At 70.3% G+C, this 20,624-nt stretch carries 17 protein-coding genes; 10 read left to right on the top strand and 7 right to left on the bottom strand.

Translation table 11 applies throughout. The features are described 5' to 3' along the window. The first annotated feature begins 368 nt into the window (after positions 1-368). The 4 genes from CEG14_RS07745 to CEG14_RS07730 all read left to right on the top strand — a co-directional run bounded on the left by CEG14_RS07745 (position 369) and on the right by CEG14_RS07730 (position 3,826). Positions 369-845 carry a DUF302 domain-containing protein gene (locus CEG14_RS07745; RefSeq protein WP_256985601.1) on the top strand — a complete coding sequence of 159 codons (477 nt, stop codon included), beginning with the start codon at positions 369-371 and terminating at the stop codon, positions 843-845. 82 nt (positions 846-927) lie between these two features. Continuing rightward, positions 928-2,277, top strand: coding sequence for a sulfite dehydrogenase (gene soxC, locus CEG14_RS07740; RefSeq protein ID WP_094825773.1), 1,350 nt, complete (start codon positions 928-930; stop codon positions 2,275-2,277). Continuing rightward, a complete protein-coding gene (locus tag CEG14_RS07735) occupies positions 2,264-2,821 on the top strand; it encodes a c-type cytochrome (RefSeq protein ID WP_094825772.1) in 558 nt (185 codons plus the stop codon). The genes soxC and CEG14_RS07735 overlap by 14 nt, the downstream gene beginning before the upstream one ends. 3 nt (positions 2,822-2,824) lie before the next feature. Next, entirely contained in the window at positions 2,825-3,826 is a 1,002-nt protein-coding gene (locus CEG14_RS07730) for an SLAC1 anion channel family protein (RefSeq protein ID WP_094825771.1), read from the top strand. 54 nt (positions 3,827-3,880) lie between these two features. Here the strand turns inward: CEG14_RS07730 and CEG14_RS07725 are convergent, their stop codons facing one another. The 6 genes from CEG14_RS07725 to CEG14_RS07700 all read right to left on the bottom strand — a co-directional run bounded on the left by CEG14_RS07725 (position 3,881) and on the right by CEG14_RS07700 (position 13,531). After that, a complete protein-coding gene (locus CEG14_RS07725; protein WP_094825770.1) occupies positions 3,881-5,125 on the bottom strand; it encodes a hypothetical protein in 1,245 nt (414 codons plus the stop codon). Beyond that, positions 5,122-6,114, bottom strand: a complete 993-nt coding sequence (locus tag CEG14_RS07720; protein ID WP_094825769.1) for a winged helix-turn-helix domain-containing protein — start codon at positions 6,112-6,114, stop codon at positions 5,122-5,124. The genes CEG14_RS07725 and CEG14_RS07720 overlap by 4 nt, the downstream gene beginning before the upstream one ends. A gap of 285 nt (positions 6,115-6,399) precedes the next feature. Beyond that, complete coding sequence (locus tag CEG14_RS07715; protein WP_094825768.1) at positions 6,400-7,560, bottom strand: HlyD family efflux transporter periplasmic adaptor subunit; 1,161 nt, start codon at positions 7,558-7,560, stop codon at positions 6,400-6,402. After that, a complete protein-coding gene (locus CEG14_RS07710; protein WP_094825767.1) occupies positions 7,557-9,680 on the bottom strand; it encodes an ATP-binding cassette domain-containing protein in 2,124 nt (707 codons plus the stop codon). Before CEG14_RS07710 ends, CEG14_RS07715 begins: the two co-directional genes overlap by 4 nt. Beyond that, complete coding sequence (locus tag CEG14_RS07705) at positions 9,677-11,239, bottom strand: TolC family protein (RefSeq protein WP_143277182.1); 1,563 nt, start codon at positions 11,237-11,239, stop codon at positions 9,677-9,679. Before CEG14_RS07705 ends, CEG14_RS07710 begins: the two co-directional genes overlap by 4 nt. A gap of 267 nt (positions 11,240-11,506) precedes the next feature. Beyond that, on the bottom strand, positions 11,507-13,531 hold the full coding sequence (locus CEG14_RS07700) for a sensor histidine kinase (RefSeq protein WP_094825765.1): 2,025 nt from the start codon (positions 13,529-13,531) through the stop codon (positions 11,507-11,509). Between the two features lie 730 nt (positions 13,532-14,261). On the opposite strand from CEG14_RS07700, the gene CEG14_RS07695 reads away from it, so the two are divergent. Beyond that, complete coding sequence (locus tag CEG14_RS07695; RefSeq protein WP_176461407.1) at positions 14,262-14,978, top strand: response regulator transcription factor; 717 nt, start codon at positions 14,262-14,264, stop codon at positions 14,976-14,978. A gap of 105 nt (positions 14,979-15,083) precedes the next feature. Here the strand turns inward: CEG14_RS07695 and CEG14_RS07690 are convergent, their stop codons facing one another. Continuing rightward, positions 15,084-15,929: an IclR family transcriptional regulator gene (locus CEG14_RS07690; RefSeq protein WP_094825763.1), complete on the bottom strand. Its 846-nt coding sequence runs from the start codon at positions 15,927-15,929 to the stop codon at positions 15,084-15,086. 223 nt (positions 15,930-16,152) lie between these two features. Between CEG14_RS07690 and CEG14_RS07685 the strand changes: the two genes are divergently transcribed. The 5 genes from CEG14_RS07685 to CEG14_RS07665 are packed head-to-tail and all read left to right on the top strand — an operon-like array spanning position 16,153 to position 20,619. Further along, positions 16,153-17,220, top strand: a complete 1,068-nt coding sequence (locus CEG14_RS07685; RefSeq protein WP_094825762.1) for an ABC transporter ATP-binding protein — start codon at positions 16,153-16,155, stop codon at positions 17,218-17,220. Position 17,221: 1 nt separating this feature from the next. Then, the gene (locus tag CEG14_RS07680) at positions 17,222-18,106 is read left to right on the top strand and encodes an ABC transporter permease (protein ID WP_094825761.1); all 885 of its coding nucleotides are present in this window, start codon (positions 17,222-17,224) and stop codon (positions 18,104-18,106) included. A 13-nt stretch (positions 18,107-18,119) separates the two neighbouring features. Beyond that, positions 18,120-18,914 (top strand): ABC transporter permease, encoded by a 795-nt coding sequence (locus CEG14_RS07675; RefSeq protein ID WP_094825760.1) that lies wholly within the window; start codon positions 18,120-18,122, stop codon positions 18,912-18,914. Positions 18,915-18,940: 26 nt separating this feature from the next. Then, complete coding sequence (locus CEG14_RS07670) at positions 18,941-19,231, top strand: (2Fe-2S)-binding protein (RefSeq protein WP_094825928.1); 291 nt, start codon at positions 18,941-18,943, stop codon at positions 19,229-19,231. Then, positions 19,228-20,619: an FAD/NAD(P)-dependent oxidoreductase gene (locus tag CEG14_RS07665; protein ID WP_094825759.1), complete on the top strand. Its 1,392-nt coding sequence runs from the start codon at positions 19,228-19,230 to the stop codon at positions 20,617-20,619. Before CEG14_RS07670 ends, CEG14_RS07665 begins: the two co-directional genes overlap by 4 nt. The last annotated feature ends 5 nt before the right edge of the window (positions 20,620-20,624 follow it).

Here is a 20,624-nt window from a genome sequence, read left to right as displayed (position 1 = left end):
GTTCGAGAATAGGGCGAGATCGCGCCGGAACATCCTCTAAAACTCTCAAAGTGACGATGCGAGACCAGATCGCCGGGTGCGAAAAACGCGTCGATCCGGCAGGCCGCGATGCATCCGTCACACCATTGGTCCAGGACCGGCAAACCGCTTTGAGCGCGCGCCGCAGCTTGAGACGAATCGGCCAAAAACTGAGACCAACACGTCTTCATGGCCCCCACCCCGCACACCACAATGAATCCAACGCTCATCGTCCGATCCCCTCGACGCTGGGCCGCCGGGTAGCGGCGTGCACAGGCTTGAACTTCTCCTCGTCGCGCCGCGCGGTCCACCACCGCCATCGATCCCGGCTCAACTTGGAGATATCGCTCATGCCTCTGCCCAAGCTGCTCATCAGATCCGTCCGACACGGCGCGGTCGCCGCCATGCTGCTCGTCAGCGCCGCCGCGTTCGCGGCACCCCAGGGAGCCCACACCATGAAACTCGCGAGCGCACATTCCTTCTCCGACACCCTCCAGCGTCTGCGCGCGGCCTTCGCCGCCAAGGGGCTGAAAGTGTTCGCGACGATCGATCACCAGGCCGCGGCCCAGGCCGACGGCCTCGCGATGCCGCCCACCACGGTGCTGATCTATGGCAGCCCCAAGGCCGGCACGCCGCTGATGCTGGCCGCGCCCGACTTCGCGCTGGCCCTGCCGCTGCGGGTGCTGGTGCGGGAAGACGAGGCCGGCCGCACCTGGGTCGTCTACGACACCTCGGCTGCATACGAGGGCAAGCACGGGCTGCCCGCAGGCATGGCCGAGCGTCTCGCGCCGGCCGAGACGCTGCTGGCCGCGGCCATCGCGCCCTGATCCCGCCAGCGCCCCGCCCGGCGCATGCCGCTGCCGGCGCCGGGCGCTTTCCCAGTCGTGCTCGCTATCAAGGAGTCTCTCCATGGCAATCGATGACACACCGGCCCCGCACCCACGGCCCCATGCGCCACGGCGCGCCGGGCCGCCTGACACCACGACGCAGGACGAAGACGCGCAGACCTGTGCCCTGCTGGCCGACAGCGCGCGGCTGTCGCGGCGCAAGTTTCTCAATGCCGCGGGCGCCGGCGTCGCCGCCGCGCTGGCCGCCCCCGCATTGGCCGAGACCCTGGCGGACGTGCCGCCCCGGGTGCCGGGCGACCCGATCAGCCTGAACAGCAAACGTTCGACCCACGTCGCGCTGGCCCGCATCACCGAGTCGTCGCCCGGCAAGCTGAACGTCGACCCCGTTCTCGCGATCAATTCGAAGACGCCGCTGGACAAGCTCGAGGGCACGGTGACGCCCTCGGACCTGCACTACGAGCGCAGCCACTCGGGCTCGCCGGATCTCGATCCGGCCCGGCACCGGCTGCTGATCCACGGCATGGTGCGCAATCCCGTGGTGCTCGCACTGCCCGACCTCAAAGCCATGCCCTCGCTCTCGCGGCTGCATTTCATGGAGTGTTCCGGCAACGGCTGGGCCAACTGGAAGAAGGCGGATCCGACCCTGACTGTGCAGGAAACCCACGGTCTGGTCAGCATGCACGAATGGGCCGGCGTGCCCCTGAGCTACCTGATGGAAGTGGCCGGCGTGGATCGCGACGCGACCTGGATGCTGGCCGAGGGCGGCGATGCCGCGGGCGTGGCGCGCAGCATTCCGCTCACACCCGACGTGCTGTCCGATGTGCTGGTGGCCTATGCGCAGAACGGCGAGCCACTGCGGCCCGCGCATGGCTTTCCGATGCGGCTGCTGGTGCCCGGCATGGAAGGCAACCTCAGCATCAAGTGGCTGCGGCGCTTGAAGTTCGGCAAGCAGCCCTTCATGACGCGCTGGGAGACCGACCGCTACACGCAGCTGCTGCCGAGCGGGAAATCACGCCAGTTCCAGCTCTACCAGGAAGTGAACTCCGTCATCACCTCGCCCTCGGGCACGATGCGCATCGAACGGGGCCGTCAGCGCATCACGGGCCTGGCCTGGAGCGGGCGCGGCAAGATCGCGAAGGTGGAGTTCAGCACCGACGGCGGACACAGCTGGCACGTGGCGCGCATCAATCCGCCGGTGCTGCACAAGGCGCAGGTGCGCTTCGAGGCGGCGTGGACGTGGGACGGCAAGCCCACGCGTATCGTGAGCCGCGCGACCGATGAGAAGGGCAATGTGCAGCCGGACCGCAAGACCTTGCTGGCCACGATGGGCGAGAACGCGCTGTTTCACTACAACGCCCAGCAGACCTGGGCCATCGACGCGCAGGGAGGAGTGACAAATGTACTCGCCTAGATTCGTGATGCTTGTCGCCCTGCTGACTCCGCTCGCGCCCTTGGGCGCCGCGCAGGCCGCGCCGCCCCGCTACGGCAGGCCGGCCACGCCCGAGGACATCGCGCAATGGAACATCGACGTGTTGCCCGACGGTACCGGGCTGCCCAAGGGCAGCGGGACCGTGGCGCAGGGCAAGGCGCTCTACGACAACCATTGCATGGCCTGTCATGGGCCCGACGCGCAGGGCGGCTTCAAGGACCGGCTCGCCGGCGGCATCGGCACGCTCGCCACCGATCATCCGGTCAAGACCGTCGGCAGCTTCTGGCCCTATGCCACCACGCTCTACGACTACATCCGGCGCGCCATGCCCTACCAGGCGCCGGGGTCGCTCAGCAACGACGACTACTACGCCCTGGCGGCCTACCTGCTGAACCGCAACGGGCTGCTGCCGGACGACGCGAAGCTCGACGCGACGACGCTGCCGGCGATCCGCATGCCCAACCGCGACGGCTTCGTGCCCGAACCGGAATTCCGCCACCTCATCCGCAGCTCCAGGAAGAAATAGCCCATGGACACGACATCCCCGATCCCTCCCGGCCTGCCGCGTCGGCGCGCCCAGCTCGATTACCTGCCGGTGGGGCTGTTTGGTTCCGTCATGGGGCTGGTCGGTCTGTCGATCGCCTGGCGGGTCGCAGGCGGCCTGTACGGCGCACCGGCGTGGGTGGCCGGCAGCATCGGCGTGATCGCGGTGCTGGCGTTCGTGGCCATGGTGCTGGCCTACGGCTGGAAATGCCTGAGCGCGTGGCAGGCGGTGCGCAAGGAGTTCGGCCACCCGGTGGTGGGCAGCCTGTTCGGCACGGTGTGCATCAGCTTTCTGCTGGTGCCGTTGGTGATCGCGGAGGCCAGCCCGATGCTGGCGCGCACGATATGGGTCATCGGCGCGATCGGCATGACGCTGCTGGCCTGGTGGATCGTGAATCGCTGGATGGGCTCGCGCCAGGCGGCGGCCGACGCCACGCCGGCATGGATCGTGCCGGTGGTGGGTCTGCTCGACCTGCCCCTGGCCATGCCGGCGCTCGGGCTGCCCGTGCACGGCGGGCTGGCCGTGTTCGCGCTCGCAGTGGGGCTGTTTTTCTCGGTGCCGCTGTTCACGCTGATCTTCGCGCGCCTGCTGTTCGAGCCGCCGATGGCCGAGGGCATGCGGCCTTCGCTGATGATCCTGGTGGCCCCCTTCGCGGTGGGGTATTCGACCTACACCACCGTCACCGGCAACCACGACGTGTTTGCGCAGTCGCTGTATTTCCTGACCGTGTTCCTGATGGCGGTGCTGTGCCTGCAGATGCGGCACCTGGGCACCTGCTGCCCGTTCCGCGTGTCGTGGTGGTCGGTGAGCTTTCCGCTGGCGGCCTCGGCCATCTGCGCGCTGCACTACGCCGAGTACCACCCGAGCCTGTATGCGCATGGCATTGCGCTGCTGTTTCTCGCGCTGGCCAGCCTGTCGATCCTGGCGCTCTTGCTGCGCACGCTGGCCGGGTTGCTGACCGGGGAGCTGCGGACGCTCAGCGGCTGAGGAGCGAATTCGGGGTGTGCCGCTGAACCCGCAGCGCGAGATCGCGCCCGCGGCTCAGCCGACCGCGGGGCGCTGCATCAGCAACGACGCCTGCTCCAGGCGTCCGACGAACTGATAGCCCAGGCCGTGGATCGAGCAGACCGGCACGGGCTCGCCGAGCGTCTGCAGCAGCTTGGTCTTGAAGCGCGACACCACGACGGCGAGGTTGCGTGCATCGACGGGCTCGGCGACATCGCGGCTGCGGCGGCGGGCCGGCTGCACGGTCGTCCAGGCGGTGTTGGTGATGACGCGCCGTTCCGAGGCCAGGAAACCGAGCAGCAGCGCGCTTTCGCGGCGCGACAGCCGCAGCGAACGGCCCGACGGCGCGCGCAGGGCGCGCTGCTGCGCGTCGTATTGCCAGGTTTCGCCGGGCACGAGCAGGCTGGTGAGATAGAGCGCGTCCATGAACTGGTAGCCGGTGCCGCGCACCGCGCGCACGGGCAGCTCGAAGGGAGACTGGCGCGCGACCTTGGCCTTCAGGCGGCTGATCGCCACCGGCAGGTCGCGCACCGTGAGGCGGTCGGGCGCGTCTGCGGGCACCGCCTGGCCGCGCGCGCGCACCCAGGCCTGCGCGGTGAGCTCGCCATGCTCGGCTTGCAACATGGCCTGGAGCAGCCGCACCTCGTTGGCGGTGAGCCAGATCGGCTCGCCCACCGGCGTGACGAGGGCCCCGCAGACCGGATCGAGCGACCAGGTGGGCGCACCGCGAGGCGCACCGCGAGGCGCACTGCGCGGCGCGCCGGGCGGCACACACGAAAGATCGCCGATGGCGGGCACTGGAAGCGCGGGCGCGGACGTGGCGGCCGACTCGGCAGGCATCGCCGCGCCAGCCTCGGCATCGGCCTCGCCGCCGTGGCCGGCGGTGGCGTCGCGCTCGAGCAGCAGCCGGACGATGGCGCGCAGCTCGCGCGGCGCCAGCCGGGCCGGGCTGCAGAGATCCGCCCCGCAGGCCAGGGCCGCGAGCCGGAGGGTTTGATGCGCACCGAGCACCAGCAGCGGCACCGACGGCAGGCCGGCACGGAGCCGGGACAGGGTCCGGAGCAGAGCCGGCGAAGCGACGCATTCCGCGTTGAACAGGATCAGGTCGGGCTGCACCTGGCCGGCGGCGTGCACGGGATCCGCACACTCGTGCAGCGGCTTGAGACTGACGCGGGTGGGAAAGCCCAGGCCGCTGGCGCACTGCGTGAGGACGACGCCGCCTACCTCGAAGCCGACGGCCGTGAGCGAGAGCCCGCCAGTGAGGGCGTGAGGGCGCATCATGGCTGCGGCGTGGCGTAGGTGGGCGCCGCGGACGTGGCGGGCACCGCGACGGCGTCGGCCGCCGGCGGGGGCGGCTCCGCGAGCAGCTCGGCCATGAACTGGTAGCCCACGCCGCGCAGCGTGCGGATCGGCAGCTCGATGCCGGTGCGCACCGCCACCTTGCGCTTGAAGCGGCTGACCACGGCCGCCAGCTCCATGGCGCGCAGGTTGCGCACGGCCTCGGTGGCCGCCTCCGGTTTGTCGTAGGTTTGCAGCCAATGATCGCGGGTCAGCACCTGGTTGACCGCCATGCACAGGCCGTTCATCAGCACCGCCTCCTTGGGCGTGAGCCAGACCGGCACGCCCTCGGGCGAGGCCAGCGCGCCGCGCTCGCGATTGATGCGCCAGACGCTCGACTGGGCGGGTGGCGGCGCGGACGTCATGGCGGCAAGAGCGCCGGCCTCGATGGACCCCGCCTCGATGGGCCCGGCGCCGGCCGCGTCGGCAAAGGGCTCGGCGACGAACGAGGCCGGCGCGGGCGGCAGTGGGGGCTCGGACGTGGCGCGGGGCGCCGCGCCGGGCGCAGCTGGCGGCGCCGAGCGGCCGGGACGGGGCGGGTCGAGCAGCAGCTGCACGATGGCGCCGAACTCGCGCGCCGACACCGAGCTGGAGATGCAGACATCCGCGCCGCAGGCCATCGTGGCCACGCCGGCCGGCCCGGCCGCATCCGCCACCACGATGCGGCAGCCCGGCGCGATCGCGCGCAGCAGCGACACCGAACGCAGCAGGTTGCGGCCCAGCCGGGGCGCGCTCAGCAGGGCCAGGTCGGAGGCCTGCACCCGCGGGCCGCCCTGCCCCTCCTGGCCGAGCTGGGCGACGTCGGCCAGGGCCGAGAACCGCAGGCCGGGCTCGCGACGGGCGCAGGTGAGCAACGCATCATCGGCGGCGAACCCGACCGCGATCAGCCGCGGCCGGCCGTCGATGGCATAAAGCGGATTGATTTCTTTCATCGTGACTCCTAGCCAGGAACCCGCCCGGGGAAAACGCAACATCCTGTTTGCACGTACGGGCAGCATGGATGGCAATCTATCGCTTGATTGCGCGAGGCAAGCTCGTCAAACCTCGCTGGTGACGCGTGCATGGCGCCATTGCGGCCGCTGCCGCGGCCGGCGGCGAGCAACCCGGTTGAGAGAGGGGTGGGCGGCGCGCGGCAGCTGGCCGGCGACGGACAGCTGCCACCCGCGGGCTCGCGCGCTTCGAGCCGGGCCCGACCCCGGCGCTCGCCCGTGGCCCGCTCAACGCTCCCGCAGCGCGCCGCTGAAGGCGCGGGTGACGGGCTTGGCGAGGTAGACCAGGATCGAGCGTGTGCCTACCCGCACGTCGGCGGTGGCGATCATGCCGGGCTTGATGTCGGACGGATGCAGGCGGCGCGCGCCGCCGGCGGGCAGGTCGTCCCAGCTGGCGGTGACCTCGGCGCGGTAATAGACCTGCGCGCGCCCCTGCGCGCCGGGTTCGCTGAGCGTGTCGGGACTGATGTAGCGCAGCCGGCCCGGCACGGAGCCGTAGATGTTGGAATCGAACGCGTCGAAGCGCAGCGTGACGGGCAGCCCCGCATGCAGCAGGCCGCGATCGGCCGGATTGACCTTGACCTCGACCACGAGTGCGTCGTCGACCGGGCTGATCTGCATCAGCTCGTCGCTCGGCCGCAGCACGCCGCCCACGGTGTTGACCTTGACCGACTTCACCACCCCGTCCATGGGCGCGACCAGCGTGGTGTGGCGCAGCACGGTTTCGCGCTCGTCGCGCCGGGCGCGGCTGGCGGCGAGCTCTTCCTCGAGCTTGGTGACCTCGATGCGCGCGTCCTGGTAGTACTTGTTGCGCACGGTGCTGGTGCGCGCCTCGAGATCCAGCATCTGGCGCTGCGCCCGCATCACTTCGGTGCGGCTCAGGTCGCCCGCGGCGAAGAGCCGGCGACTCATGTCGAGCTCCTGGCGGGCCAGCGCCAGCGAGGACTGCAAGGCGGACAGCTCTTCGTCGCGGGTCTTGCGCCGCTGGACGTACAGGCCGGTCTGCGCCACGACGAAGGCCTGCGCGGTGGCGCCGAAGGCCGTGAAATCGGGCGCGTCGTCGGCCAGCTCGGCCTGGGCGCGCGCCAACGCGACCTGCTTGCTCAGGACCTCGGCCTGGGCCTGGGCGAGGCTGGCGCGGGCGCGGTCGGGCTCGAGCTCGGCCAGCACGTCGCCGGCCCGCACCCGGTCGCCCTCGCGCACGCGGATCGCGGTCAGCACGCCGCCATCGACGGCCTGGATCACCTGCGTGCGCGAGCCGGGGATGACCTGCCCCTGCGCCCGCACCGACTGGTCGATCTCGAAGAAGGCGGAGAAGGCGACCGCCGCGCCGATGGCCAGGGCCATGAACCACAGGATGGGATAGCGCCGGGTGGACTCGTGATTCATGTCGTCATGGCCTGCGGGACGGCGGGGGCGGCCTTGCGCGCCTCCGCCTGGAGTTTCTCGATCACGGCATCGCGCGGGCCGCTCGCGACGATCTGGTGGTGCGCCACCATGACGAGGCGGTCGACCAGCCGCAGCAGCTCGGGCTTGTGGGAGATGAGGATCAGCGTGTCGTCCGGGCGCAGCGCCCGTTGCAGCGCCGCGATCACGCCGCGTTCCGTGTCGCGATCGAGCGACGCGGTGGGCTCGTCGAGCAGCCACACGCGTGGCTTGCGCAGAAAGACCCGCGTGAGGTTGACGAGCTGGCGCTGCCCGCCCGACAGGCCGGCGCCGCCCTCGCTGATCTCCTGTTGCAGGCCGCGCGGGTGCGGCGCGATCACCGCCGGGAACAGGCCGGTGGCCACGGCGGCGGCCAGGATGGCCTCGTCGCCGGGGTCGAGCAAGCCGAGGATCAGGTTGTCGCGCAGGGTGCCGGACAGCAGCCGCCCCTCCTGCGGCAGGTAGCCGACGTGCTCGGCAAGCAGCGGCTTGGACAGATGGCCGATGTCGACGTCGTCGAGCAGGATGCGCCCTTCGCTGGCGCGGTACATGCCCGAGAACAGACGCAGCAGCGTGGTCTTGCCCGCGCCGACCGGGCCGATCACGCCGACCTTCTCGCCGGCGCGCACCGAGAGCCGCGGCACGTCGAGCACCACTCTGCCGCGCAGCGACATGCGCACCTGCTCGAAGCGGTAGTCGCCGCGGATCGTGTCGACGCAGACCGGCTCCTGGCCGTGGTGGTCGTCGTGCAGGCGCCAGATCTGGTCGAGCCCCTGCAGGGAGGCGCGCACATTGGCCCAGCCGCTGATCTGCGCGCCGAGCTGGGTGATGGGCGTGAGGATGCGGCCGGACAGGATCGAGCAGGCGATCACCGCGCCCATCGTGATGACGGCCTGGCTCGCGAGCCAGGCGCCGCCGGCCACGATGCCGGCGTAGGCGAGCTGCTGCATCGCCGCCGCGCGGTACTGCGCCAGCTCGTTCAGATGGCGCATCTGCAGGTCGATGTCGCGCGCCTCGTCGGTGGCGCCCAGCCAGCGGCCCAGCATGCGCCAGCCGCCCTGCCCCGACTTGATGATCTCCGCGCCCTCCACCGTCTCGACCAGCAGGCCGATGCGCAGGTTGGATGCCGCCGTGCCGCGCATCATGAGCTGACGGATGCGGCCCGCGTGCCAGAGCGCCATCGACAGCGACAGCACCAGGAACACCAGCGGAATCAGGGCGAGCCAGGGCGAGATCAGCGCGATCACGCCCAGGAACAACAGGGCGAACGGCACGTCCACCACGGTCTGCGACAGCAAGGTGGTGAGGAACGCGCGCACGCTCTCGTAGCCGCGCAGCTGGCTCGCCAGCGAGCCCACGCCCGGCGGCAGTTGATCGAGCCGGACGGACAGGAAGCGCAGGTAGACCACCCGCGCCAGCCGCTGGTCCACCGCATCGATCACGCGCTCGTACAGCCCCGAGCGCAGGCGCTTGCCCACGTATTCGATCAACACCGCCACCGCCACGCCGAGCGTGAGCACGAGCAGGGTCTGATAGGCCGCGGTCGGGATCACGCGATCGTAGACCTGCATGGAATAGAACGACACCAGCACGCTGATCGCCGCCAGCACCAGGCCGCCCACCGCGGCCTCCAGCAGCAGGCCACGATGCGACAGCACCTCCGCCATGACCAGCCGCAGCACGGCGCTCTGCGCGGCCGAATAGGCCGGCGTGAGACGCAGCGTGGCATAACGCTCGCCCGGCAGGGCAGGCGACGCCCGCTCGTACCATTTCTGTGTGGCCGCGTCGAACCATTCGCTCACCCACTGACCAGCCGCGTCGCGGGCGCGCAGCAGGCCCCATTGGCCATCCGGCGCCGCGATCAGCGCGGGCAGGCTGGCCTCGTCGGGGCTGGCGCGCCAACGCGGCGCACGCACCCGCAACGCGCCGGCCAGCCGGGCCAGCGCCTGCCGCGCATCGGGCGCCGCCTGCGCCTCGTGCGCGGCCTGCTGCAGCGCCAGCGCATCCACGCTTTCCCGCTGCAGCGCCGCCAGGCGCATCAGGGCGAGAAACAGCGGCGAAGAGGAATCCGGGGTCGAGTTCATGGTTGGAACAGCGCGTTCACGCCGCGGGTAAGGACCAGCAGACGCCAGCCGGTGAGTTGTTCGGCGCCGATCGTCTCGGCCAGCTGGGCGTCGGTCTGGGCCTGTTCGCGCGCGGAGTTCATGAGGTCCTGCCACTGCTTGCGGCCGGCCAGGAACTGCCGCTCCCAGGACAGCGACACATCGCCCGCCGCGCGGCGCGCCTGCGCGAGCGAGGCCTTGCGCTGCGCCGTGGCGCGCGCCAGCGTGAGATCGGCGGTCACCTGTTCGTCCAGCGTGAGCTGCTGGGTGCGCACGTTCTCGAGCGCGGCGCGGTACTGCGCGCGAGCGCCGTCGACGGCGCTGAGGTTCGACAGCCCGCCAGTGAACGCCGTGCTCACGCCGATGAACACGCGGTTCTCCGGCGGCGCGCCGCGCTGGTTGAAATTGCCGTACTGGCGTTCGGCGCGCAGATAGACCTCGGGCAGCATGGCCTGCTGCGCGCTGTCGATGTCGCGCTCCGCGAGCTGCGCCGCGACCCGGGCCCGCGCGATATCGGGGCTCATCTCGCGGGCCGCGGCGCGCAGGGCCGAGGCCGGCTCGCCCGCGACCGGTGCGGGCGGCGGCTCATCGACCAGCAGCGACTCGGGCACCGGCTGGCCCACCAGCACCGCGAGCCGCGCCAAGGCGGTGTCGCGACGGGCGCGCGCCGCTTCCAGATCGGCATTGACCGACTCCAGGCGCGAGCGGGCCAGCTGCACGTCGGCCTCGGGCGAGGCGCCGTCGGCGGCCCGCCGCGACACCAGCGCGCGCAGCCGCTCGTGCATCGCCCGGCTCTGCTCCAGCGCCTGCACGACCTCGTGGGCGGCCACCGCGTCGCTCCAGTGCTGGATCACGCGCAGCGCCACCTGCTGCCGCAGCGATTCGAGCTCCGCCTCGCTCTGATGCACGCGCAGCTGCGCGCGGTCGAGATTGGTGGTGAGGCGGCCGCCGGTCCAGATCGGCTGGCGCAGGCCCACCGTGAGGACCTGGCGGTCGCCGCGTTCCAGGCTGCCGGACGAGCCATAGGCGGCGCGTTCCATCGAGACGACGGGCGTGGGAAAGAATTGCCAGCGTGCGCCCGCCACGCCGGCCTGCGCTGCTTCCTGCTGAAGCTGTTGCGCGCGCAACGCCGGATAGCGGGCAAAGGCCATGCCGACCAGGTGGGGCAGGACGGCGGCGTCGGCGGGGTCATCGCGGGCGTCGCCCGCCGAGGGCGCGGCGGGCGCGCGCAGGCGGTTGCCGGCCAGCGTGTAGCGCGACGCGGCGGCTCGGGATGCGGGGGCGGCCTTGGCCGTTGTGCCAGCCGTGGCGGATGTGGCGAATGTGCTGGCCCTGGCCGATGTGCTGGCCCTGGCGGGTGTGTTGGCCGTGGCGGATTTGTTGGCCGTGGCGGATGTGCCCGCCGTGGCGGGCTGCGGGGTGGCCGGCTCGGCTGCGACGCCGCTCAGCCCTCCCGCCAGCGCGACGGCCAGGGCGACGGCAAAGGCCACGCGGGCGAGCCCGTGGCGCTTGCAGCGTCGCTGTCGAATCGAAGAATGCATCCCTGCTCCCGGACCGCCGCCTCGTCGGACCGTATTTCGGTCCGATACAAAGCGGCGACATTTGCCGGAAATCTAAGAGATTTATGCACTTAGCTTGCTCTCAAAAGCTCGCATCGCACGACGGGGCATGACGATTCCTGCGGGTTTGCTGCGCCCGCGCCGGCCGCCTCGCGTTGGCGGCGGCTACCGCCCCACTTCCATGGGCACGCTGCAGACCGCCCAGCTGCAACCGACGCGCAGGGGCTCGCCGGATGTCGCTCGCCGGCCTCAGGTGGCCGGCACCGGCGCGACCGCGACGGCCGGCTTCGGATCGGCGGTGGGCAGCGTGATGACCAGCCGCAGCCCGTGCGGCCGCACGATCTCGGCGCGCACCCGTCCGGCCAGGAACTCGGCCACCCGCGCCACGAGGTACAGCCCGAGCCCGCTGCCGGTGGCCTTGGTGTTGGCGCAGCGCACGCGCTTCTCGAAGATCGCGTCGAGCTGGTCTTCAGGCACGCCGGGCCCGTCGTCCTGCACCACCAGCGCCGATTGGTTGCCCTCGGCGCGCACCAGCACCGTGATGTTGGTGTCCGGCGGCGTGTGCACGATCGCGTTGTGCAGCAGGTTGCAGGCCATCATGTCGAGCATGTCGCGATTGCCCCTGACCCACATCTGCGGCGCGGCATGATAGACCTCGAAGCGATGCCGGTGCGCGCCCTCGCGCACCCGCGCCACCGCGCGCGTGGCGACGTCGACCAGGTCGACGCGACACAGCGGCGCACTCCCCGCCGCGCTATCGCCCGGCACCGAGCGCAAGGTGTGATCGACCAGGTGTTCGAGGTCATCGATGGCCTGGCGCGCGGCCGGCGGCGTGTCGGCGCGACCGTCGAGGTGATGGTGCAGCACGGCCAGCGGCGTGCGGAAATCGTGCGTCACCATGAGGAACAGATCGTGCAGCGCGCCCGTGGCCCGGCGCTCGGCCGCCAGCGCGTTGATCACGTTGAGGTTGGCCTGCCGCAGGTTCTGCTCGGCGGCCTCGCGCTGCTCGATCTCGCTGCGCAGTTCGGCGGTGCGCTGCGTGACGCGGGTCTCGAGCTTGCGCTCGGCGATCTGCAGGTGGTCGATCAGGAGGCGCTGCGCATCCTGGCGTTCGCGCTGCAGCCCGTGCATGCGCGCGATCACCGCCACGTTCATCACCATCATGTGCACGTAGGTGTTGTAGAGGTAGCTGTCGCGCAGGAACGGGAACTCGGGCAGCGCGCCGAGATTCCAGAAGCGCTGCGCGATGGTCAGCACGAACTCGATCGCGAACGCGATCGCGCACAGCCGCGCCGGCAGCTGGTCGCGCAACTGCGGCGCGAGCATCAGCAGGGCGCCGGTGAGCAGGAACGGCGGGAATGCCGACTGGATCAGCGGCGAGACGAGGTCGTAGCGGCCGAAGGCCGCGAGGCTGAGCCCGAGCACGCCCACCGCCAGGCTGGCGTAGCGATAGCGGTTGAACGCCACCGAGTAATAGCGTTGCGGCGCGGCCAGCCCCAGCGTTTCGACCGTCAGCAGGAACCACAGCGTGAGCGTGGACGACAGCACGTAGTTGAAGCTGCCCACCGGCAGCCAGTCGGACAGCATGCCGACCAGCGTCATGGTGCCGACCGCGATGCAGATCAGATAGGCCGAATAGAGGAAGTAGAACTGGAACCGCAGCCAGAGCGCATACAGCAGCACCCACAGCAGCGTGACCACCAGGCCGCCCCAGAAGAACGCGGCCTGCCCGTTGATGGGCCGGTCGCCCGAAAGCTCGAACTCGCTGCCGGCATCGATGAACACGTTGCGCGTGGTGCGTGTCTCGACTCGCAGGAACACCACCGTGCTGGCCGTGTCGGCCGGGTAGGCCACGGCAAACACCGGCAGGCGCTCGCCGCGCACGCCCTCGGTACGCCGCACCATGCTGCCGGCCGTCTGCACGCCGGTGACGCCGCCCGGATCGAACACGTCGATGCGATTGAGGTGGTACGGACCCACGCGCAGCCACAGGATGTGGGCGTCGTCGTCGGGGGGATAGGACAGGCGTGCGGCGAACCAGAGCGGCGGCCCGAAGCCGGCGGCGTAATCGTTGGCGACGGGCTTGCCCTCGCCCGCGCGCCAGGCGGCCTGCGCCTCGGCGAAGGACGTGGGCGCGGAACCGAGCAGAAAAAGCTCGACGGTGGTTTCGTCGGCAACCTGCGCGGTGGCGATCCGGGGCTGCCAGAGGCAGCAAAGGGACAGCAGCAACAACAACCGGTACAGCAGCAAGGCAGCGCTTGCGTTTCGACTCATCGACAGACTTCCGCGCTAAAACGGGAGGCGCGCCCTGCCGGGCCCGGCCTGCCCGCCGGATGGACTGCGATGCCGCCCGTGCTGCCGGCGGGCATCGCCGCCCGCGTTCAAAAAATTCTACAAAGACTTGGAAACAGGAAACGAGTTTCCGGCGATAGATCCGTCTGATTACAGAATCGTACTGTACGCCGCCACACGAGCGGCCCCCGGGCTTTCACTAACGATTCTGTCCGATAAATTGCGAAGATTCGCGAGGATTGCGCTCGGCAAATTTCCTATGATGTGATCGCGTCGCAGTCGCCGGGAGGCCGGCACGCACGGCCCTTGCGCGCCGGCATATGGCCGATCCCGTGCCGAGCCCTGCCACGATGCGTCGCCCGCGCGGCCGGCATCGATGTTGCGGATATCGGAAATGTCGCAGATGTCGCGATAGCCGGGAATGTCGGGAATGTCGCAGGTGTCGCGATAGCCGGAAATGTCGGGAATGTCGCAGGTGTCACGATAGACGGGGACGTCGCGGCTGCCGGGGCGGTCGCGGATGTCGCGGCATTCGCCGTTGCCGTGGAGGTGGCGGCTTCTGCGGGGGCTCGCCCGTCTCCGTCTCCCTTGCCCCGAACACCCGGCGGTTGCGGCGCCTCCACGCAATCCATTGAATCCGTTGTCCGACCTTGCCAGAATAGGCGGCGTGCTGGCGCAAGCTGCCAGCGGGCCCAAGACTCGCCACGCAGCCATGAACATCCTGATTGCCGAAGACCACCCCGAGTGGGGCCAGATCATCCTCAACCACGTGCAGCAGCTCGGGCACCAGGCCACGCTCTGCACCAGTTGCCAGGAAGCGCTGACGCTGCTCAACACGCAGACGCCGCAGATCTTCCTCACCGACGCCATGCTCACCGACGGCGACATGAGCGTGGAGATTCCGCGCATCCGCCAGCGGCTGCCGCACCTGGGCATCATCGTGCTCACCGCCAAGACGCGCTACGAAGAGCAGATCCGCGGCCTCACCGAAGGCGCCGACTACTACCTGATCAAGCCGATCAAGCTGCCCACCCTCACCGCCACGCTGGCCACGCTGTCGCGCCGCCTCGCCGCGCTGGAGCGCAGCGCGCCGCCTGACCAGGTGCAATGGGTGTTCGACCGCCCCACCGGCGAGCTCACGCGCCGGCCGGGCAACGAGGGGGTGCGCTTCACCGACCGCGAGAGCATCGTGTTCTCGCTGCTGCTGCAGAGCCCGGCGTTTCCGGTGTCGCACCTGGCGCTGTTCCAGGCGCTGGGCATCCCCGAATACGAATTCGATCCGCACCGCATCGACACGCTGATCTACCGCGTGCGCAAGAAGCTCGGCCAGATCGCCGACTCGCCCTTCAACATCAAGAACATCTATTCCGAAGGCTTTCTGCTGGCGGTCGCGCCCAACAGCAACGTGCAATTCAGCACCGAACAGTGACGCCGCGCGGCGCCGATACGCCGATGCGCGCCGGCCGAAGCGCGGCGCAGCCGGCGGCGACGCGCCACGGCGCGGCCGGCCCGGCCCGCGCCCGCCAGGGGTGATTCAGGTCGCGTCGACGCTGCCCCCGCCCCCCAGGAATTGATTCGGCCGGCGCAGCGCCGGGTCGAAGGGGTTGATGCGCGCCCCGATCTGCACGGCCTCCCGGCGCAGCATCTCCACGATCATCGGCACGCGCTCGGGCGTCATGCGCTCGGACGGGGCGGCCACGCTGAGCGCGGCCACTACCGTGCCGTTGCGGTCCGTGATCGGCACCGCCAGCCCCATCGTGCCCGGATACAGCGCCTGCCCCGTGCTGAGCGCGTAGTCTTTCTCGAGGCACTCCTTGAGCAGCACGCGCACCGAGATTTCGTCCATGAAACCCAGGTGGCGCAGGCGCGGAATGTTGAAGCGGATGATCTCTTCGCGCTCCGCTTCGGGCAGTCGTGCCAGCAGGATCAGGCCGGCCTGACCCAGGCCCAGTGGCATCTTGCCGCCGATGTCGCCGGTGTGCGAACGCACCGGGAACGGGCCATCGATGCGATCGAGGCACACGGCATCGAAGCCGTGGCGCACGAGCAGAAACAGGGTGTCGTTGAGCATGCCCGACAGGCGCAGCAGCGCGGGACGGCACACGTCGCGCAGCGTCGAATGGCGGTTGCCGGCCGAGGCGGCGAGCGCGAAGAAGGCCACGCTGAGCTGGTAGGTCTTGCTCTGCGGCGGCTGCTCGACCATGTCTTCCTGGATCAGGGCCTGCAGCACGCGGTGCGCGGTGGCGGGAGCCTGGCCGGTGCGGGACGCGATCTCGGTCAGGCGCAGCCGCTCGCCTTGCGCTTCGGCAAGCACGCGCAACACCCCGAAGGCGCGCTGCAGCGAGCCCGACGCGCCGCCTTCCTCTTTTTTTTCGGCCATGCCCAATCTCCTGTAACGGAATATTTTCATAAATTCTACGCTTGGATTTCCAATATCCAGAATAAATAAAAGAAAAATTCAGATATACGGAAAACCCTGCTTGACCCGCGATTTGGCGCAAACCTAGACTGCCCAGCAACGACATCGCAGCACCGGCCTTGCGGCCGGTCCCGGCCGCAAGGCCGGCAGCACAAGGCCGGATCCACGGCCGAAGGGGCGGAAAATGGCATTTCTCAGGCTGGAGCAGGTCTCCAAGTACTACGGCGATCTGTGCGTCGTCTCCGACATGAACCTGAGCGTCGAGCAAGGGGAATTCGTGTCGCTGCTGGGCCCGTCGGGCTGCGGCAAGACCACCACGCTGCAGATGATCGCGGGCTTTGCCGACGTCACGCGCGGCCGCATCACGCTCGACGGGCGCGACATCACGCACGCCAAGCCCAACACCCGTGGCCTGGGCATCGTGTTCCAGAGCTATGCGCTGTTCCCGCACATGACCGTGCGCGACAACGTGGCCTTCGGCCTCGCAATGCGCCGGGTCGAGCGCAGCGAACGCGACCGTCTCACGCGCGAGGCGCTCGCCATGGTCAGGCTCGACAAGCTCGGCGACCGCTACCCGCGCGAGCTCTCCGGCGGCCAGCGCCAGCGCGTGGCGCTGGCACGCGCGCTCGTGATCCGCCCGCCGGTGCTGCTGCTCGACGAACCGCTGTCGAACCTGGACGCGCAGCTGCGCGAGGAAATGCAGTTCGAGCTGCGCCGCATCCAGCGCCAGATCGGCACCACCACCATCATGGTCACGCACGACCAGGCCGAGGCGCTGTCGATCAGCGATCGCGTGGTGGTGATGCAGGAGGGGCGCGCGACGCAGGTGGACGCGCCCTATCGCATGTACGAACACCCCAGCACCCACTTCATCTCGCGCTTCGTGGGCAAGACCAACATGCTGGACGGCACCGTGGCCCGGGTCGACACGGTGGGCGCCGAGATCCAGGCCGGTCCGCTCAGCGTGCGCGTCGACGGCACCGACATGCGCGCGGGCGACCGCGTGACGATATCGCTGCGGCCCGAGAAGGTGCTTCCGGTGGCCGCCGGCGCCGGCAAGCTCGACGGCCGCGTCACCACGCGCTACTTCCTCGGCAGCCAGTGGCAATACGAGCTGGACACCGCCGCGGGGCCCTTGTTGGTACTGGCGCCCAACGACGGCCGCACGCCGCACGACGACGGCGCGACCATCGGGCTGGACTGGTCGGCGGACATCGTGCGGGTCTTGCCTGCCGGCGCGCGCGAGGCCTGAAATGAGCGCCGTCTCGCCCGCCCTGACCGCCCCGGCCAAGCCGCGCACCGAAGGCCTGCCGGCCATCCTGGGCTCGCTGCCGCTGGCCCTGCTGTTCCTGACCATGGTGCTGACGCCGCTCGGCCTCACCCTGCTGCTGTCGTTCGCGCAATTCGACTACAACACCGGCATCCAGCCCGGCTACACGCTGTCGCAATACGGGCAGGTGCTCACCGACTCGTACTTCCTCGAGATTTTCTGGCGCACCTTCTGGATCTCGGCGCTCACCACGCTGATCTGCGCCGCGATCGGCCTGCCGGAGGCCTACATCCTGAGCCGCATGCGCAAGCCCTGGCGCTCGGTGTTCCTGCTGGTGGTGCTGTCGCCGCTCCTGATCTCGCTGGTGGTGCGCGCGTTCGGCTGGAGCCTGCTGCTGGGCCCGAACGGCCCCATCGGCGCCGCGTCCGCCGCGCTCGGCCTGGGCGCGCTGCTCTACACCCCCACCGCCGTCATCATCGGCCTGGTGCACGTGATGCTGCCGTTCATGGTGATCCCGGTCTGGACCTCGCTGCAGAAGCTCGATCCCACGGTCGAACAGGCCGCCTACTCGCTCAACGCCTCGCGCACGCAGACCTTTCTGCGCGTGATCCTGCCGCAGGCCACGCCGGGCCTGCTGTCGGGCAGCCTGATCGTGTTCGGGCTGGCCGCGAGCTCGTTCGCGATCCCGGCGCTGCTGGGCGGCCGGCGCCTGAAGATGGTGGCGACCATCGTCTACGACGAGTTCCTCACCGAACTGAACTGGCCGCTCGGCGCCGCCATCGCGGTGCTGCTGCTGGTGGCCAACCTCATCATCATGCTGAGCTACAACCGCATCGTCGAGCGCAGCTACCGCCGCAGCCTGGGCTGAGCAGGAGAATCCCATGCAGAAAAACGGCGCCGTGGCGCTTGCCTTCAATGCCCTCGTGGTGACTTTCGTGCTCGCGCCGCTGGTCATCGTGTGCCTGGTGGCGTTCACCCCGGGATCGACGCTGTCGATCCCCACCACCGAATTCTCGCTGCGCTGGTTCAAAGCGGTGTTCGCCCACGCCGACTTCATGCAGGCGTTCCGCAACAGCCTGTGGCTGGCGTTCTGTTCGGCCAGCATCGCCTCGTGCCTGGCGGTGCCGGCGGCCATCGCGATCACGCGCTATCGCTTCCCCGGCCGCGACGCCCTCAACGGCCTGTTCCTGTCGCCGCTGATGATTCCCCACCTCGTGCTGGGCGTGGCGCTGCTGCGTTTCTTTGCACTGATGGGCACGACCGGCACGTTCGGCTGGCTGGTGCTGGCGCATGTGGTCGTCATCACGCCCTATGTGATGCGGCTGGTGATCGGCGCCCTGGTGGGCTTCGACCGCACGATCGAGCACGCCGCCCTGTCGCTGGGCGCGAGCCGCGCCACGGTGTTCTTCAAGGTCACGCTGCCGATGATCCTGCCCGGCGTGTCGGGCGGCTGGCTGCTGGCCTTCATCAACAGTTTCGACGAGCTGACGATGTCGGTGTTCATCACCGCGCCCAGCACCGTCACCCTGCCGGTGCGCATGTACATGTATGCGACCGAATCGATCGATCCCATGATGGCCGCGATTTCCGCGCTGGTCATCGCCCTGACCGCCGTCACCATGCTGCTCCTCGACCGCGTCTACGGTCTGGACCGCGTGCTGGTCGGCCAGAAGTGAACGTCATCCCGGAGAACGGCAGCATCATGCCCCTGCTCAAACGCGTGGCCGAGACCGACCGGCCTGCGCTCACCTTCATGCTCGACGGCGCGCCCGTCACCGCGCTGGCCGGCGACACGCTGCTCACGGCGGTGCTGACGCACGGCGAGCGCCTGCGCCGCTCGGAGTTCAGCGGCGCGCCGCGCGCCGGCTTCTGCATGATGGGCGCCTGCCAGGACTGCTGGATGCAGCTGGAAGACGGCACCCGCGTGCGCGCCTGCTCCACGTTCGTGCGAGAAGGCATGCGCGTGCGCACCCAGACCGGCGTGCCGTCATGAGCGCGCCCGTGGCTCCCGTGATCGTGGGCGCGGGCCCGGCCGGCGTGCGTGCCGCGCAGGCGCTGGTGCGCGCCGGCCTGCGGCCGATCGTGATCGACGAGGCGGCGCGCGCGGGCGGCCAGATCTATCGTCAGCCGCCGCCCGGATTCACGCGCGGCAAACCGGCCCTGTACGGCTCCGAACACCGCAAGGCCGACGCCCTGCACCGCGCGATGGACGCGCTGCTGCCGCACGTCGATTACCGGCCCGACACGCTGGTGTGGAACTGCGAGGACGGCGTGCTCGACCTGATGTGCCAGGGCGAGGCCGACGCCGTGCCGTTCCGCCAGCTCGTCATCGCCACCGGCGCCACCGACCGCGTCCTGCCCTTTCCCGGCTGGCTGACGCCGGGCGTCTATACGCTGGGTGGCGCGCAGGTGGCGCTCAAGTTCCAGGGCTGCGCGATCGGCGAACGCGTGGCGTTCCTCGGCACCGGACCGCTGCTCTATCTGGTGGCGTACCAATATGCCAAGGCCGGCGCGCGCGTGGCCGCGGTGCTGGACACGGCCGCGACGACCGACCGCCTGCGCGCCCTGCCCGGCATGCTCGCGGCACCGGCCCTGCTTGGCCGCGGCCTGTACTACATGGCCTGGCTGCGCGCCCACGGCGTGCCGCTGCACGCGGGCGTGCGGCCGGTGCGCGTGCTGGGCGGCCAGCGCGTGGCGGGCCTGCGCTGGCGTGACGCGGGCGGGGCCGAGCACGAGATGGCCTGCGACGCGCTCGGCTTCGGCCTGGCGTTGCGCGCCGAGACTCAGCTCGCGGCGCTGGCCGGCTGTGCCTTCGACTTCGATGCGCGCGACCGCAACTGGCTGCCACGCCGCGACGCCGCCGGCCGCGCCTCCGCGCCCGGCATCTACCTCGCGGGCGACGCCGCCGGCATTGCGGGCGCGGATGCGGCCGAGCTGGCCGGCGAACGCGCCGCGCTGGCACTGCTCGAGGATCTGGGCCTGCCCGCGGATACGCGCCGCGCCGCCGCGCTCGAGCGGCGCCTGCGCCGCATCGGCAGGCTGCGCGATGCGCTCGAACGCGCGTTTCCGTTTCCGCAGGATTGGGCCCGCGACATCGCGGACGACGTGGTGCTGTGCCGCTGCGAAGAAATCACGGCCGGCACGGTGCGCGCCACCGTCGCCACCGGCGCGGCCAGCGAGATGAACCGGCTCAAGGCCCTGACCCGGGTCGGCATGGGCCGCTGCCAGGGCCGGATGTGCGGCGCGGGCGCGGCCGAGGTGCTGGCGGGCGCGCTGGGCGTGTCGCCCGCGGCGGTGGGCCGGCTGCGCAACCAGCCGCCGATCAAGCCGATCCCGATTTCCCTGCACGCGGCCGGCACGATGCCGGGCACGCCGACCTGAGGCCG

It is taken from the genome of Bordetella genomosp. 1, from assembly GCF_002261335.1.
Taxonomy (GTDB): domain Bacteria; phylum Pseudomonadota; class Gammaproteobacteria; order Burkholderiales; family Burkholderiaceae_B; genus Bordetella.
Note: the sequence above shows the minus strand (reverse complement) of the source record. Positions and strands in the feature narration are given on the sequence as shown.

Excerpts from the sequence above, each read along its gene's own strand:
- CEG14_RS07745 (WP_256985601.1), top strand. The coding sequence starts at position 369 with ATGCCTCTGCCCAAGCTGCTCATCAGATCCGTCCGACACGGCGCGGTC.
- soxC (WP_094825773.1), top strand. The coding sequence starts at position 928 with ATGGCAATCGATGACACACCGGCCCCGCACCCACGGCCCCATGCGCCA.
- CEG14_RS07735 (WP_094825772.1), top strand. The coding sequence starts at position 2,264 with ATGTACTCGCCTAGATTCGTGATGCTTGTCGCCCTGCTGACTCCGCTC.
- CEG14_RS07730 (WP_094825771.1), top strand. The coding sequence starts at position 2,825 with ATGGACACGACATCCCCGATCCCTCCCGGCCTGCCGCGTCGGCGCGCC.
- CEG14_RS07725 (WP_094825770.1), bottom strand. The coding sequence starts at position 5,125 with ATGATGCGCCCTCACGCCCTCACTGGCGGGCTCTCGCTCACGGCCGTC.
- CEG14_RS07720 (WP_094825769.1), bottom strand. The coding sequence starts at position 6,114 with ATGAAAGAAATCAATCCGCTTTATGCCATCGACGGCCGGCCGCGGCTG.
- CEG14_RS07715 (WP_094825768.1), bottom strand. The coding sequence starts at position 7,560 with ATGAATCACGAGTCCACCCGGCGCTATCCCATCCTGTGGTTCATGGCC.
- CEG14_RS07710 (WP_094825767.1), bottom strand. The coding sequence starts at position 9,680 with ATGAACTCGACCCCGGATTCCTCTTCGCCGCTGTTTCTCGCCCTGATG.
- CEG14_RS07705 (WP_143277182.1), bottom strand. The coding sequence starts at position 11,239 with ATGCATTCTTCGATTCGACAGCGACGCTGCAAGCGCCACGGGCTCGCC.
- CEG14_RS07700 (WP_094825765.1), bottom strand. The coding sequence starts at position 13,531 with ATGAGTCGAAACGCAAGCGCTGCCTTGCTGCTGTACCGGTTGTTGTTG.
- CEG14_RS07695 (WP_176461407.1), top strand. The coding sequence starts at position 14,262 with ATGAACATCCTGATTGCCGAAGACCACCCCGAGTGGGGCCAGATCATC.
- CEG14_RS07690 (WP_094825763.1), bottom strand. The coding sequence starts at position 15,929 with ATGGCCGAAAAAAAAGAGGAAGGCGGCGCGTCGGGCTCGCTGCAGCGC.
- CEG14_RS07685 (WP_094825762.1), top strand. The coding sequence starts at position 16,153 with ATGGCATTTCTCAGGCTGGAGCAGGTCTCCAAGTACTACGGCGATCTG.
- CEG14_RS07680 (WP_094825761.1), top strand. The coding sequence starts at position 17,222 with ATGAGCGCCGTCTCGCCCGCCCTGACCGCCCCGGCCAAGCCGCGCACC.
- CEG14_RS07675 (WP_094825760.1), top strand. The coding sequence starts at position 18,120 with ATGCAGAAAAACGGCGCCGTGGCGCTTGCCTTCAATGCCCTCGTGGTG.
- CEG14_RS07670 (WP_094825928.1), top strand. The coding sequence starts at position 18,941 with ATGCCCCTGCTCAAACGCGTGGCCGAGACCGACCGGCCTGCGCTCACC.
- CEG14_RS07665 (WP_094825759.1), top strand. The coding sequence starts at position 19,228 with ATGAGCGCGCCCGTGGCTCCCGTGATCGTGGGCGCGGGCCCGGCCGGC.